The 14,064-nt window shown below is 57.5% G+C and carries 14 protein-coding genes; all 14 read left to right on the top strand.

The genetic code is table 11. From position 1 onward, the window contains the following. Nucleotides 1–201: DUF5333 family protein (locus VGP75_RS05800; protein ID WP_327542748.1), on the top strand; the 201-nt coding region annotated here is incomplete at its 5' end. 138 nt (nt 202–339) lie between these two features. Beyond that, the gene (nuoG, locus tag VGP75_RS05795; protein WP_327542747.1) at nt 340–2,358 is read left to right on the top strand and encodes an NADH-quinone oxidoreductase subunit NuoG; all 2,019 of its coding nucleotides are present in this window, start codon (nt 340–342) and stop codon (nt 2,356–2,358) included. Between the two features lie 11 nt (nt 2,359–2,369). Continuing rightward, the gene (nuoH, locus tag VGP75_RS05790; protein ID WP_327542746.1) at nt 2,370–3,410 is read left to right on the top strand and encodes an NADH-quinone oxidoreductase subunit NuoH; all 1,041 of its coding nucleotides are present in this window, start codon (nt 2,370–2,372) and stop codon (nt 3,408–3,410) included. Between the two features lie 3 nt (nt 3,411–3,413). Continuing rightward, a complete protein-coding gene (nuoI, locus tag VGP75_RS05785; RefSeq protein ID WP_327542745.1) occupies nt 3,414–3,908 on the top strand; it encodes an NADH-quinone oxidoreductase subunit NuoI in 495 nt (164 codons plus the stop codon). Continuing rightward, the gene (locus VGP75_RS05780; RefSeq protein ID WP_327542744.1) at nt 3,905–4,303 is read left to right on the top strand and encodes a carboxymuconolactone decarboxylase family protein; all 399 of its coding nucleotides are present in this window, start codon (nt 3,905–3,907) and stop codon (nt 4,301–4,303) included. Before nuoI ends, VGP75_RS05780 begins: the two co-directional genes overlap by 4 nt. Further along, entirely contained in the window at nt 4,300–4,905 is a 606-nt protein-coding gene (locus VGP75_RS05775; RefSeq protein ID WP_055293118.1) for an NADH-quinone oxidoreductase subunit J, read from the top strand. Before VGP75_RS05780 ends, VGP75_RS05775 begins: the two co-directional genes overlap by 4 nt. A gap of 6 nt (nt 4,906–4,911) precedes the next feature. Next, nucleotides 4,912–5,382, top strand: a complete 471-nt coding sequence (locus VGP75_RS05770; protein ID WP_327542743.1) for a hypothetical protein — start codon at nt 4,912–4,914, stop codon at nt 5,380–5,382. Between the two features lie 90 nt (nt 5,383–5,472). Next, nucleotides 5,473–5,778 carry an NADH-quinone oxidoreductase subunit NuoK gene (gene nuoK, locus VGP75_RS05765; protein ID WP_008235370.1) on the top strand — a complete coding sequence of 102 codons (306 nt, stop codon included), beginning with the start codon at nt 5,473–5,475 and terminating at the stop codon, nt 5,776–5,778. A gap of 5 nt (nt 5,779–5,783) precedes the next feature. Next, complete coding sequence (nuoL, locus tag VGP75_RS05760) at nt 5,784–7,871, top strand: NADH-quinone oxidoreductase subunit L (RefSeq protein ID WP_327542742.1); 2,088 nt, start codon at nt 5,784–5,786, stop codon at nt 7,869–7,871. Next, entirely contained in the window at nt 7,871–9,412 is a 1,542-nt protein-coding gene (locus tag VGP75_RS05755; protein ID WP_327542741.1) for an NADH-quinone oxidoreductase subunit M, read from the top strand. Before nuoL ends, VGP75_RS05755 begins: the two co-directional genes overlap by 1 nt. A 12-nt stretch (nt 9,413–9,424) precedes the next feature. After that, the gene (gene nuoN, locus VGP75_RS05750; RefSeq protein ID WP_327542740.1) at nt 9,425–10,861 is read left to right on the top strand and encodes an NADH-quinone oxidoreductase subunit NuoN; all 1,437 of its coding nucleotides are present in this window, start codon (nt 9,425–9,427) and stop codon (nt 10,859–10,861) included. Next, nucleotides 10,851–11,615 carry a biotin--[acetyl-CoA-carboxylase] ligase gene (locus VGP75_RS05745; RefSeq protein WP_327542739.1) on the top strand — a complete coding sequence of 255 codons (765 nt, stop codon included), beginning with the start codon at nt 10,851–10,853 and terminating at the stop codon, nt 11,613–11,615. The genes nuoN and VGP75_RS05745 overlap by 11 nt, the downstream gene beginning before the upstream one ends. A 13-nt stretch (nt 11,616–11,628) precedes the next feature. Continuing rightward, nucleotides 11,629–12,402: a type III pantothenate kinase gene (locus VGP75_RS05740; protein WP_327542738.1), complete on the top strand. Its 774-nt coding sequence runs from the start codon at nt 11,629–11,631 to the stop codon at nt 12,400–12,402. Next, a complete protein-coding gene (locus VGP75_RS05735; RefSeq protein ID WP_327542737.1) occupies nt 12,399–14,063 on the top strand; it encodes a ribonuclease J in 1,665 nt (554 codons plus the stop codon). Before VGP75_RS05740 ends, VGP75_RS05735 begins: the two co-directional genes overlap by 4 nt. The last annotated feature ends 1 nt before the right edge of the window (nt 14,064 follow it).

Raw genomic sequence — 14,064 nt, 5'->3', positions numbered from 1 at the left:
AGCCATGCCAGCAGCCTTGGCTTCTCTGATGATGAAATTGACGCCTACATCAATGACGACGCGGAAAAAGACCGGCTTGAGGGCATTGCACGCGCACAATTGGCCGGTCTGGGGGCCGTTGCAGATGATCCTGACAGCTATTGCGCCGTTGGGCGTGCCCAAATCGCTGCAAATACGCGCGTAGGTTGGCTCTTGCGCTAAGACTTTGCTGCAAGTGCGAAAAGTGATCGTTTTTTTGTCAATCTGACTGGCATCGCGTGGCCTGTCGCGTTAGAACGCGTGACAACGCGCTAGGTCCCTTGCGGCCTAAGGCGCATGAGGGAACACATAGGACACGCCATGTCTGATCTGCGCAAAGTCATCATTGATGGAAATGAGGTCGAAGTTGACGGGGCTATGACCCTGATACAGGCCTGTGAAGAAGCGGGCATCGAAATCCCGCGCTTCTGCTATCATGAGCGGCTTTCCATTGCGGGCAACTGCCGCATGTGTCTGGTTGAGGTTGTGGGCGGCCCGCCGAAACCTGCGGCCTCTTGCGCGATGCAGGTCAAGGATTTGCGCCCCGGTCCCGACGGACAGCCGCCTGTTGTAAAAACCAACTCGCCCATGGTCAAAAAGGCCCGCGAAGGCGTGATGGAGTTTCTCCTGATAAACCACCCGCTGGATTGCCCGATTTGCGACCAAGGCGGCGAGTGTGACTTGCAGGATCAGGCCATGGCTTACGGCGTCGATTTCAGCCGTTTCCGCGAGCCCAAGCGCGCGACAGAGGATCTTGATCTGGGTCCGTTGGTTGAAACACATATGACCCGCTGTATTTCCTGCACCCGCTGTGTGCGCTTTACGACCGAGGTCGCGGGTATTCACCAGATGGGCCAGACAGGGCGCGGTGAGGATGCCGAGATTACGTCTTATCTGGGCGAAACGCTCGATTCGAATATGCAGGGCAATATCATTGATCTGTGCCCCGTAGGTGCGCTGGTCTCGAAGCCCTACGCCTTTACCGCCCGTCCGTGGGAGCTGACCAAGACAGAATCAATTGACGTGATGGATGCGCTTGGATCGAACATCCGTGTGGATACCAAAGGCCGCGAAGTGATGCGGTTCCTGCCGCGCAACCATGACGGCGTGAATGAAGAGTGGATTTCCGACAAGACCCGTTTTGTCTGGGACGGTCTGCGCCGCCAGCGTCTGGACACCCCTTACATCCGCGAAAACGGCAAGCTGCGCAAAGCCAGCTGGCCCGAGGCGCTTGCTGCTGCCGCTGCCGCGATGAAGGGCAAAAAAGTCGCGGGTCTGGTCGGTGATCTGGCGCCTGTCGAAGCCGCTTTTGCGCTCAAGCAATTGATCGAAGGGCAGGGCGGCCGCGTTGAGTGCCGCACGGATGGTGCGAAACTGCCTATTGGCAACCGCTCTGGATATGTTGGCACAGCCGCGATCGAAGACATTGATAATGCCGACATGATCCTGCTGATCGGCACGAACCCGCGCGAGGAAGCGCCGGTTTTGAATGCGCGTATCCGCAAGGCGTGGTCGCGTGGTGCCAATGTTGCACGGATCGGCACGCGCGATGATTTGACCTATGATGTGGAACAAATTGGTGCAGGGCGTGATGATCTGGTGGCGTTTGCTGCCGCAGATCACAGCGACAAGAAAGATAAAAGCAGCATCGTGATTGTCGGCCAGGGTGCGATGAACGAGGCTGATGGCGACGCTGTGCTGAGCCAGGCGATGAAAGCCGCCGACGCCATGGGCGCCAAGTTGATGATCCTGCACACCGCGGCTGGCCGTGTGGGTGCCATGGATGTGGGGGCCGTTACCGAAGGCGGGCTTGAGGCTGCTCTTGAAGGGGCCGAGGTGATCTATAACCTTGGTGCTGACGAGGTTGAGGTCAAAGCCGGTGGTTTCGTGATCTACCAAGGTTCGCACGGAGATCGTGGCGCGCATCGTGCCGATATTATTCTTCCGTCCGCCGCCTATACCGAGGAAAACGGTTTGTTCGTGAACACCGAAGGCCGCCCGCAACTGGCGCTGCGCGCAAGCTTCCCACCCGGTGAGGCCAAGGAAAACTGGGCGATCCTGCGGGCGCTTTCGGCGGAATTGGGCGCAACGCTGCCATTTGATAGCATGGCGCAACTGCGTCAGGTGATTGTGGCGGCGCACCCGCATCTGGGTGACATTGATGAAGTGGCCGAGAATGAGTGGTCTGCGCTGCCGGTCAAGAAGCCTGGATCGGCTGACTTCTGCAATGCGGTGACCGACTTCTATCTGACAAACCCGATTGCCCGTGCGTCAACCCTGATGGCAGAGCTGAGTGCGAACGCGAAGGCACGGAAATCTGCGCCACTGGCCGCAGAATAAGGACGACGACAATGGTTGAATTCTTTACCAACACCAACCTTGGCATCGTCCTGGTGATCTTGGGGCAATGCCTGCTGGTGCTTGTGCCGCTTCTGGTCGCACTTGCGTTTCTGATGTATGCCGACCGCAAGGTCTGGGCGGCTGTCCAGATGCGCAAAGGTCCGAACATTGTGGGCCCGTTCGGTCTGTTGCAGTCCTTTGCCGACTTTCTGAAATACATCGTCAAGGAAATCGTCGTGCCTGCGGGTGCGGATAAATTCGTTTTCTTCCTCGCCCCGCTGATCGCCTTTGTTCTGTCGGTCATCGCTTGGTCCGTGATTCCTTTCAATGACGGCTGGGTGCTGGCGGATATCAACGTGGCGATCCTCTATATCTTCGCCATCGGCTCTTTGGAGGTCTACGGTGTCATTATGGGCGGCTGGGCCTCGAACTCGAAGTATCCGTTCCTTGGCTCGCTGCGCTCTGCGGCGCAGATGATTTCTTACGAGGTCTCGATCGGTCTGATCATCGTGGGCGTCATTATCTCTGCCGGTTCCATGAACTTTGGCGATATCGTTGCCGCCCAAGATGGCAATGCAGGCCTATTCAACTGGTTCTGGGTTGCGCATTTCCCGATGCTCTTCCTGTTCTTTATCAGCGCCTTGGCTGAAACAAACCGTCCCCCATTCGACCTGCCCGAGGCGGAATCCGAACTCGTCGCTGGCTATCAGGTGGAATATTCGTCCACACCGTTCCTTCTGTTCATGATCGGTGAATTGATGGCCGTCGTGCTGATGTGCGCACTCATCTCGCTCTTGTTCTTCGGGGGCTGGCTGTCGCCTGTGCCGTTCCTGCCGGATGGTATCTTCTGGATGGTGCTGAAGATGGCGATGTGTTTCTTCATGTTCGCGATGGTCAAGGCCATCACCCCGCGCTACCGCTATGACCAATTGATGCGCATTGGTTGGAAGGTCTTCCTGCCGCTGTCGCTGGGTTGGGTCGTGCTGGTGTCGTTCCTTGCAAAATTCGAAGTACTCGGCGGCTTTTGGGCACGCTGGGCAGTGGGAGCATAAAAAATGACGCAGATGGATTATACCCGCGCGGCAAAATACTTTCTGCTGCAGGACTTTTGGCAGGGGTTCCGGCTTGGGATGAAATACTTCTTCTCGCCCAAGGCGACGCTGAACTACCCGCATGAAAAAGGGCCGCTGAGCCCGCGTTTCCGTGGTGAACACGCCCTGCGCCGCTACCCCAATGGCGAAGAACGCTGCATTGCCTGCAAACTCTGCGAGGCCGTTTGCCCTGCACAAGCTATCACCATCGACGCCGAACCGCGCGATGACGGCAGCCGCCGCACGACGCGCTATGACATCGACATGACCAAATGCATCTACTGCGGTTTCTGTCAGGAAGCCTGTCCTGTGGATGCGATTGTTGAAGGGCCGAATTTCGAATTCAGCACCGAGACACGTGAAGAGCTGTATTACGACAAAGCCAAACTGCTTGAAAACGGCGACCGTTGGGAATCCGAGATTGCCCGCAACCTCGAGCTGGACGCGCCATACAGATGACCGACCAGAACCCCTTTGAAGCCATGATGAAGATGGGCCAGGACTGGGCCAAGTCGATGAATCTCGACATGGATGCCTTTACGCCCAAAGGCTTTGAAAAACTGTGGCCGACGATGCCCAAGGAAACCATGGAGATCTTCTTTGGCAAGGGGATCAACCCCGAGGGGCTGGACGCGAAAACGCGGCTGATGCTGACGTTGGCTGGCCTGACCGTGCTGGGCGCACAGGCCGAGGCACAGATCAGGTTGACCGTCCGCCATCTGGTAGAAGCAGGGGCCACGAAACAGGAAATCGCCGAAGTGATCGCCCAGATGGGCATGTTCGCAGGCGTGCCAGCCATGACCAAAGCGATGGAACTGGCAACCGAAGTCTTAGAAAAGGACGAAAGCGCATGACCGTCTTCGCGTTCATATTTTATCTCTTTGCCGTGACGACCGTTGCCGGTGGTCTGATGACCGTTGTGAGCCGCAATCCGGTCCACTCGGTGTTGTGGCTGATCCTTGCGTTTTTGTCCTCGGCGGGTCTGTTCGTGACCTTGGGCGCGGAATTTGTCGCGATGCTGCTGATCATCGTCTATGTGGGCGCTGTCGCGGTGCTCTTCCTTTTCGTGGTGATGATGCTCGACATTGATTTCGCCGAGTTGAAGGCCGAGATGACGAAATATCTGCCTTTGGCGCTGCTGATCGGTGTTGTGATCCTGATGCAACTGGCGCTGGCGCTGGGTGTTTGGGGCTTTGCTGACGGGGTCGAGGGACGGATTGCGGCACCTGCGGGTGATCTGGACAACACCCGCGCGCTGGGTCTGCTGATCTATGACAAATACATCCTGCTGTTCCAGCTGTCAGGCCTGATCCTGCTGGTGGCAATGATCGGGGCGATTGTGCTGACGCTGCGCCACCGCGTGGATATCAAGCGCCAGAACATCCTTGCGCAGATGTACCGTGATCCGGCCAAAGCCATGGAACTGAAAGATGTGAAGCCGGGGCAGGGTCTGTAAGCAGATATGCGGAAACTCGCGATCATATCTACGGCCATGATGCTGTTCGCCTCGACAGCCAGCGCTCTGGCGCTGGCAGAGTGCCAGCGGATCACGCATGTCAGCCATGGCGGCGAATATGGCCACCGTGATCTGGGCGAGGGCCGAGTGATGTGGACGCATTGGTGGACGCAAGAGGGGTCGTACAAAGGGTATGCGTTGGTCGAATGTGTGACGGGTGAAACGCTGTCATTCCGCGTTGCCGAGGAAAACATGGGGCGCGAGAGTGCGTTCGATCGCACGGATGATGTCCGTGAGGTGCTTGACCGCCATCAATCAGGGTCGCGGGTCTTCGCGACCTTTGAACGGATTGCGGCGGACCTGAAATTTATGACCCGTGATCTGAAGATCACAACCGAGACAACAGAAACATGCGCCTGTGCAGCGGCCTATCCGGAACTGCGTGGCGATAAGACGGAATTTGTGCTGGCGGGATAAACCCGTAGCCGGAAAACAACATGAGGTCCCGGATCAGGTCCGGGACTGCGAATAAAGACCGGGGCCCATGCCCTATGAAGGAAGATGCGTATGATCGGACTTGAACATTATCTCACGGTGGCGGCAGCCCTGTTTGTCATTGGCATCTTCGGGCTGTTTTTGAACCGCAAGAACGTGATCATCCTGCTGATGAGTATCGAACTGATGCTGCTGGCGGTGAACATCAACCTTGTCGCCTTCTCGAGCTATCTGGGCGATCTGGTGGGGCAGGTCTTTACCCTGTTCGTGCTGACCGTCGCCGCCGCCGAGGCCGCGATCGGCCTTGCGATCCTTGTTTGTTTCTTCCGCAACCGCGGGACCATCGACGTTGAAGACGTCAACGTGATGAAGGGTTAAGACCAATGGAAACCATCATTCTTTTTGCGCCTCTGGTCGGTGCCCTGCTTTGTGGCTTTGGCTGGAAATTCATCGGTGAAAAAGCGGCGCAATGGACAGCGACCAGCCTGTTGTTTCTGTCCGCCTTCCTGTCTTGGGTGATTTTCCTGACATTTGATGCCTCGGCACATGTCAATGGCAGCTATACCGTCAACCTGCTGCGCTGGATCGAAAGTGGCACGCTGTCGACCGATTGGGCGATCAAGATGGACCGCCTGACTGCGATCATGTTGATCGTGATCACAACTGTGTCCGCGCTCGTGCACCTCTATTCCTTCGGCTACATGGCCCATGACGAGAATTTCAAAGAAGGCGAAAGCTATCGCCCCCGCTTCTTTGCCTACCTGTCGTTTTTTACCTTTGCGATGTTGATGCTGGTGACAGCCGACAACCTTGTGCAGATGTTCTTTGGCTGGGAAGGTGTGGGTGTCGCGTCCTATCTCCTGATCGGTTTTTACTATAAAAAACCCTCCGCAAACGCGGCCGCGATCAAGGCCTTTGTCGTCAACCGTGTGGGTGACTTTGGCTTCGCCTTGGGTATCTTTGCGCTTTATCTGGTGACGGACAGCGTCAAGTTCGACGACATCTTTGCGGCGATCCCGGATTTGCAGGAGCACACGATCACCTTCATGTGGCGCGAGTGGAATACGCTCAACCTGATCGCGTTCCTGTTGTTTATCGGTGCGATGGGTAAATCGGCGCAGCTTTTCCTGCACACATGGCTGCCCGATGCGATGGAAGGCCCGACACCTGTGTCGGCCCTGATCCACGCAGCAACCATGGTGACCGCTGGTGTCTTCCTTGTCTGCCGCATGGCGCCGTTGATGGAATATGCACCTGCGGCCACCAGCTTTATCGTCTTCCTTGGCGCGACAACCGCGTTTTTTGCCGCAACCGTGGGTCTGGTGCAGAACGATATCAAACGGGTCATCGCCTATTCGACCTGTTCGCAGCTGGGCTATATGTTCGTGGCGGCGGGTCTGGGTGTTTACTCGGTCGCGATGTTCCACCTGCTGACACACGCGTTTTTCAAGGCGATGCTGTTCCTTGGGGCAGGGTCCGTCATTCACGCGATGCACCACGAGCAGGACATGCGGAACTATGGCGGTTTGCGCCACAAGATCCCCAAGACCTTCTGGATGATGATGATCGGCACTTTGGCGATCACTGGCGTCGGTATTCCGTTGCTTTACGTGGGCTTCCCCGTTGGCTTTGCGGGCTTCGTGTCCAAGGACGCAATCATCGAAAGCGCCTATGCAGGCACCAATGGCGGCTATGCCTTCTGGATGCTTGTTGTGGCCGCACTGATGACCAGTTTCTATAGCTGGCGCCTGATGTTCATGACTTTCTATGGCACGCCGCGCGGTGATGCCCATACCCATGACCACGCCCATGAAAGCCCGACTATCATGCTGGTGCCGCTCTATGTGCTGGCACTGGGGGCGATCTTCTCTGGCATGGTCTGGTACGGGTCTTTCTTTGGCTCCAACGACAAGGTCGGCAAGTTCTTTGGCGTGCCTTACGCAGAAGCATCAGAGCATGGTGAAGCAGCAAGCGCGGATAATGACGCCAAGGCCCATTACAACCTTGTTGGCGCGCCGGGCGAGGGCGCCATCCATAACAGCCCCGACAATCATGTGCTGAACGACGCGCATGAGGTTTCAAACTGGGTCAAGGTCGCACCGTTTCTCGCGATGCTGGCCGGTTTGGCGCTGGCCTATCAGATGTATATCCGCCGTCCCGATTGGCCGGCCAAGCTGGCCACGCAGCAGGCGCCTTTGTATCAGTTCTTGCTGAACAAATGGTACTTTGATGAAATCTATAATTTCATCTTTATCAAGCCAGCGCTGGCTTTGGGACGCTTGCTTTGGAAGCGCGGTGACACCGACACGATTGATGGCGGGATCAACGGGATTGCGATGGGGATCATTCCTTTCTTCACCCGTCTCGCTGGCCGTGCGCAGTCCGGTTATATCTTTAGCTACGTATTTGCGATGGTTCTTGGCATTGCAGTGCTCCTCACCTGGATGACGCTCTTCGGGGGAGCGAACTAATGGGCAATATTCTTTCTCTCACAACGTTCCTGCCGCTTCTGGGGGCTGTCATTCTGGCGCTGTTCCTGCGCGGTGACGATGCGGACGCACAGCGCAATGCCAAATGGGTGGCGCTGGTCACGACCGTTGTGACCTTCATCTGCTCGCTGTTCATTCTGACGAACTTTGACCCCAACAATACCGGTTTCCAGATGGTGGAAACCCGTGACTGGCTTTTGGGGCTGCAATACAAAATGGGTGTCGATGGCATTTCGATCCTCTTTGTCATGCTGACCACCTTCCTGATGCCTTTGGTGATTGCAGCCTGCTGGACCGTCGAAACCCGCGTCAAGGAATACATGATCGCTTTCCTTGTGCTGGAAACGCTGATGCTGGGTGTGTTCCTCGCGCTTGATCTGGTGCTGTTCTACCTCTTCTTCGAAGCAGGCCTCATCCCCATGTTCCTGATCATTGGCATTTGGGGCGGCAAGAACCGGATTTATGCCTCGTTCAAGTTCTTCCTCTACACCTTCCTTGGCTCTGTGCTGATGCTGGTCGCGATGGTGGCGATGTTTGCAGACGCAGGCACGACCGATATTCCAACGCTGATGACCCATACCTTCGGGACCGAGAATTTCAACGTTCTGGGTGTGCAGATCGTAGGTGGTATGCAGACGCTTTTGTGGTTGGCCTTCTTTGCCAGCTTCGCCGTCAAGATGCCGATGTGGCCTGTCCATACATGGTTGCCTGACGCGCACGTACAGGCACCCACCGCTGGATCGGTCGTGCTGGCCGCGATCCTGTTGAAGATGGGTGGTTACGGCTTCCTGCGTTTCAGCCTGCCGATGTTCCCTGTGGGATCCGAGGTGATGGGGCCGCTGGTGCTCTGGCTTTCGGCGATTGCGATTGTCTATACCTCGCTTGTGGCACTCGTGCAGGACGACATGAAAAAGCTGATTGCCTATTCATCTGTTGCGCACATGGGGTACGTGACGATGGGGATCTTTGCGGTCAACCAGCAGGGTATTGATGGTGCGATCTTCCAGATGATCAGCCACGGGTTTATCTCGGGTGCGTTGTTCCTTTGCGTCGGTGTGATCTACGACCGGATGCACACCCGCGAGATTGACGCCTACGGCGGTCTGGTGAACCGGATGCCGGCCTATGCGCTGATCTTCATGTTCTTCACCATGGCGAACGTGGGTCTGCCGGGGACATCGGGCTTTGTTGGTGAATTCCTGACGTTGATGGGTATTTTCCAGGTCAACACATGGATCGCAGTCTTTGCGACATCCGGTGTGATCCTGTCTGCCGCCTATGCGCTGTGGCTTTACCGCCGTGTTGTGATGGGCGACCTGATCAAAGAGAGCCTGAAAACCATCTCTGACATGACCACGCGTGAGCGCGCGATCTTTGCGCCACTGGTGGTGATGACACTGCTTTTGGGTGTGTACCCCGCTCTTGTTCTCGACATCATCGGCCCAAGCGTTGCGGCGCTGGTTGATAACTATGACACCGCGCTTGCGACCTTTGAGGCCGCAACGCAGTTTGCTTCGAATTAAGGAAAGCCCGTTATGATTGGTGCTGATATCCAAATCCTGATGCCCGAAATTGTGCTGGCGGTCTACGCCATGGGCGCATTGATGGCGGCGGTCTATACGACCAAAGACGGCATGGCACCGCTTCTGACCTGGGCCACCTCGGGTCTGTTTGTGCTGCTGGCGGTCTGGATCGGGATCAACGGGCAGGGCACGAATATCGCCTTTGGCGGCATGTTCGTGGATGACGGCTTTGCGCGGTTTGCCAAGGTGGTGATCCTGCTGTCCGCTGCCGCTGTGCTGTTGATGTCGGAAAGCTATATGCAGCGCCGTGGCCTGTTGCGGTTCGAGTATCCGGTGCTGATCGCCCTGGCTGTCGTGGGTATGATGGTCATGGTCAGCGCAGGCGATCTGATGGCACTTTATATGGGCCTCGAATTGCAGTCACTGGCGCTTTATGTTGTGGCATCGCTGCGCCGCGATAGCGTGAAATCAACAGAAGCGGGCCTGAAGTACTTTGTGCTGGGCGCGCTGTCCTCCGGTTTGCTGCTCTACGGTGCATCGCTGACATACGGTTTCGCGGGCACGACGCTCTTTGCGGGCATCATCGAGGCAACGGCGGATGAACCATCGCTCGGGCTGCTCTTTGGTCTGGTCTTCCTGATTGCTGGCTTTGCGTTCAAGGTCTCTGCCGCCCCGTTCCATATGTGGACACCTGACGTGTATGAGGGCTCGCCCACACCGGTCACGGCGTTCTTCGCAACCGCGCCCAAAGTTGCCGCCATGGCGCTGTTCGCGCGCGTCGTGCATGACGCATTCGGCGGGATCGTCGGTGACTGGCAGCAGATCGTGGCGTTCCTCGCCGTTGTGTCCATGTTCCTTGGTGCGATTGCCGCGATCGGGCAGAAAGACATCAAACGTCTGATGGCCTATTCCTCGATTGCGCATATGGGCTTTGCCCTGATGGGGCTGGCTGCAGGCACTGCCTTTGGTGTGCAGGCCATGCTGATTTATATGGCGATCTATGTGACGATGAATATCGGCACCTTTGCGTTCATTCTGTCGATGGAACGTGACGGGCGGCCGGTGACCAATATCGAAAGCCTCAAGATGTATTCCAAGCGCCAACCACTGCGCGCGCTTGCAATGCTTGTCCTGCTCTTTAGCCTTGCGGGGGTGCCACCGATGGTCGGTTTCTTTGGCAAGTTCTACGTGCTGCGTGCGGCCTATGATGGCGGGTTGGCATGGCTGGCTGTGGCCGGTGTGATCGCGTCCGTGATTGGTGCCTTTTACTATCTGCGCATCGTGTACTTTATGTACTTCGGAGAGGAGGGCGAGGTGCTGGACGGCAAGATCAACCCTGTGCTCTGGGGCTTCCTGATGGGATCTGCGGCGGTCATGTTGATCGGTGTCGTCAACCTCTTCGGCATCGAGCCGATCGCGGCGGCTGCCGCGGCGACGCTTGTCAACTAAGGGCACCGGACACGGGCCTTGGCCCGAGGGGTACGCCTGCGTCGTGCTGGACACTGTGGACAGCACGATGACCGAGGCAGCACGACGGGCCCCCGATATCACCTGCCCGACATGGATCATGGCTAAGCATCAAACCGCAGCGCGGGGGCGGCGGGGCCGCGCGTGGATCGTGCCGGAAGGCAACCTGAACGCGACATTGATTTTCCGGCCCGAGGCGACACCGGCAGAGGCCGCGAAACGGTCTTTTCTGGCAGCGAATGCGCTTTATCAGGCGCTTTCAATTTACGTATCTGCCGACAAGCTTGCGCTCAAATGGCCCAATGATGTGCTTTTGTCGGGGGGCAAGGTGGCGGGGATCCTGCTGGAAAGTTCGGGAAGCGGGCCTTTTGTAAACTGGCTGTCGATCGGGATCGGGGTGAACCTCAAACATACGCCAGAAGGGGTTGAGGGGGCTGCCTTTGCGCCCACCAGTCTTGCGGAGGCTGGTGGAGAGCTGGTGTCCCCGCAGGATTTCCTTGCGACCCTTGCCGATGCGTATGCCACACAGGAAGCCAAGCTGATGCGCCTCGGTTTCGACCGTATCCGTGATGAGTGGCTGTCCAAGGCCGCGCGTCTGGGTGAGGTCATAACCGCGCGTACGGGCCGCGAGGATGTGACAGGGATTTTTGACAGTATCGACCGTGAGGGCAATCTTGTCTTGATCACAGGTACCGGGCCGCGTGCGATCCCGGCGGCCGATATATTCTTTTCATAAGGGAGGCGGCCCCATGCTTTTGGCCATCGACTGCGGCAATACCAATACCGTTTTTTCCATCTGGGACGGAGCAAAGTTTATCGCGACATGGCGCACCAGCACCGAATGGCAGCGCACGGCTGATCAGTATTATGTCTGGCTGTCCACGTTGATGCGGTTCCAGAATGTCGACGTGATGATTGACGAAGTGATCGTCAGCTCGACCGTGCCGCGTGTGGTGTTCAACCTGCGGGTCTTTGCGGACCGTTACTATAATTGCCGCCCGCTGGTGGTCGGTAAGCCCGATTGCCTTTTGCCCACAGCGCCGCGCGTTGATGCGGGTACGCAAGTGGGGCCGGACCGGTTGGTCAATGCCGCCGGTGCCTTTGACCGGCATGGTGGCAACCTGATCGTGGTGGATTTCGGCACAGCGACCACCTTTGATGTGGTGGCCGAGGACGGCGCCTATGTGGGCGGTGTGATTGCACCGGGGGTCAACCTGTCGCTTGAGGCGCTGCATAATGCCGCTGCGGCCCTGCCGCATGTGGACATTACCCAGCCACAACGCGTAATCGGGACCAATACCGTGGCCTGTATGCAATCAGGCATCTTTTGGGGTTACATCGGGCTGGTGCGTGAGATATGCGCGCGGATCAAAGCAGAACGTGACGTGCCGATGCAGGTTATCGCCACGGGGGGCCTCGCCCCGTTGTTCCAACAGGCCGAAACCCTATTTGACGCGTTCGAAGACGATCTGACGATGCACGGCCTAACCGTCATCCACAAATATAACAAGGACAACGCATGAGCGACCGCCTGATCTATCTACCCCTCGGAGGTGCCGGTGAAATCGGCATGAATGCCTATGTCTATGGCTATGGGCCTGCGGGCAAAGAGCGGCTGATCGTTGTCGATCTGGGCGTGACCTTTCCCGATATGGACGGCACACCGGGGGTGGATCTGATCCTGCCGGATATTTCCTGGCTGAAAGAACGCAAGGGGCAGATCGAGGCGATCTTTATCACCCATGCGCATGAAGACCACGTCGGCGCGATCGGTCACTATTGGGAACAATTGGGCGCCCCTGTCTATGCGCGCCCCTTCACCGCCAATATCGCGCGGCGCAAGCTGGAAGAACACGGGCACCCCGAAAACGTGGTCAGGGTCGTGGGGGTTTATCCCGAGATGATCAAATGCGGCCCGCTCACGGTATCATATTTGCCCATCAGCCATTCGATCCCCGAAAGCGCGGGCCTGCTGATTGATACGCCCGAGGGCCGCGTGCTGCATTCCGGCGATTTCAAGATCGACGAAACCCCTGTGGTCGGCGATCCGTGGAACGAAGCACTTTGGGAAGAGGTGTCAAAGGATGGCGTCAAGGCGCTGATCTGTGACAGTACCAACGTGTTCTCGCGTGATCCGGGCCGGTCCGAGTCCTCGATCGGCGACGCGATTTCCGAGATGATGAAAGAAGCCGAAGGCATGGTCGTGGCAACCACCTTTGCCTCCAACATCGCACGATTGAAAACACTGGCGATTGCCGCGCAAAAGGCGGACCGGTCGGTCGTTCTGCTGGGCCGTGCCATGCGGCGTATGGTCGAAGCGGCCACCGAAGTGGGCATTCTCAAAGGTTTCCCGCCCGTTGTTTCGCCCGAGGACGCGCTGCAGATGCCGCGCAACAACGTGATGTTGTTGGTCACCGGCAGCCAGGGTGAACGCCGCGCGGCCAGCGCGCAGCTTGCGCAGGGCAACTATATGGGGATCAAGTTGCAGGACGGGGATACGTTCCTGTTTTCCTCCAAAACCATCCCCGGCAATGAACGTGGCGTGATCCGGATCATGAACCAGCTCTCCGAGCTGGGCGTTGACGTGATCGACGATGCAGGCGGCAAATACCACGTGTCCGGCCACGCCAACCGCCCCGATCTTGTGCGTTTGCACCAGATCACCAAACCCCAGACCCTGATCCCGATGCACGGCGAACACCGCCATCTGCGTGAACACGTGAAACTGGGTGCCGAAAGCGGACTGTCGGGGATCGTGGCGGTCAACGGCATGATGATTGATCTCTCTGGCAACCAGCCCACTGTGGCTGAATATATCGACACGGGCCGGACCTATCTGGACGGTTCGGTGCAAGTGGGTGCGATGGATGGTATCGTGCGCGACCGTATCCGCATGGCGATGAACGGGCATATGGTTGTGACGCTGATCATTGACGAGAATGATGAGCCATTGGGCGACCCTTGGGTGGAAATCATGGGGCTGGCCGAGACAGGGCGGAACAATGCTGCTTTGGTCGAGGTCGTTGAAGAAGACCTGAGCCAGTTTGTGAACCGCGCCGATGCCAAGACATTGCGCGACGAGGTAAAGCTGGAAAAAGAGCTCAAGACGATTGCGCGGCGGTCGGCACAAGGCGAGATCGGCAAAAAGCCTGAAGTGACAGTGATTGTGTCAAGGCTGGGGTAGG

Source organism: Yoonia sp. (assembly GCF_036007805.1).
Taxonomy (GTDB): Bacteria; Pseudomonadota; Alphaproteobacteria; order Rhodobacterales; family Rhodobacteraceae; genus Yoonia.
This window is presented reverse-complemented; position numbering and strand designations above follow the sequence as displayed.

Coding starts and splice junctions, on each gene's coding strand:
- VGP75_RS05740 (WP_327542738.1), top strand. CDS start 11,629: ATGCTTTTGGCCATCGACTGCGGCAATACCAATACCGTTTTTTCCATC.
- VGP75_RS05755 (WP_327542741.1), top strand. CDS start 7,871: ATGGGCAATATTCTTTCTCTCACAACGTTCCTGCCGCTTCTGGGGGCT.
- nuoL (WP_327542742.1), top strand. CDS start 5,784: ATGGAAACCATCATTCTTTTTGCGCCTCTGGTCGGTGCCCTGCTTTGT.
- nuoI (WP_327542745.1), top strand. CDS start 3,414: ATGACGCAGATGGATTATACCCGCGCGGCAAAATACTTTCTGCTGCAG.
- VGP75_RS05780 (WP_327542744.1), top strand. CDS start 3,905: ATGACCGACCAGAACCCCTTTGAAGCCATGATGAAGATGGGCCAGGAC.
- nuoN (WP_327542740.1), top strand. CDS start 9,425: ATGATTGGTGCTGATATCCAAATCCTGATGCCCGAAATTGTGCTGGCG.
- nuoG (WP_327542747.1), top strand. CDS start 340: ATGTCTGATCTGCGCAAAGTCATCATTGATGGAAATGAGGTCGAAGTT.
- VGP75_RS05770 (WP_327542743.1), top strand. CDS start 4,912: ATGCGGAAACTCGCGATCATATCTACGGCCATGATGCTGTTCGCCTCG.
- nuoK (WP_008235370.1), top strand. CDS start 5,473: ATGATCGGACTTGAACATTATCTCACGGTGGCGGCAGCCCTGTTTGTC.
- nuoH (WP_327542746.1), top strand. CDS start 2,370: ATGGTTGAATTCTTTACCAACACCAACCTTGGCATCGTCCTGGTGATC.
- VGP75_RS05775 (WP_055293118.1), top strand. CDS start 4,300: ATGACCGTCTTCGCGTTCATATTTTATCTCTTTGCCGTGACGACCGTT.
- VGP75_RS05735 (WP_327542737.1), top strand. CDS start 12,399: ATGAGCGACCGCCTGATCTATCTACCCCTCGGAGGTGCCGGTGAAATC.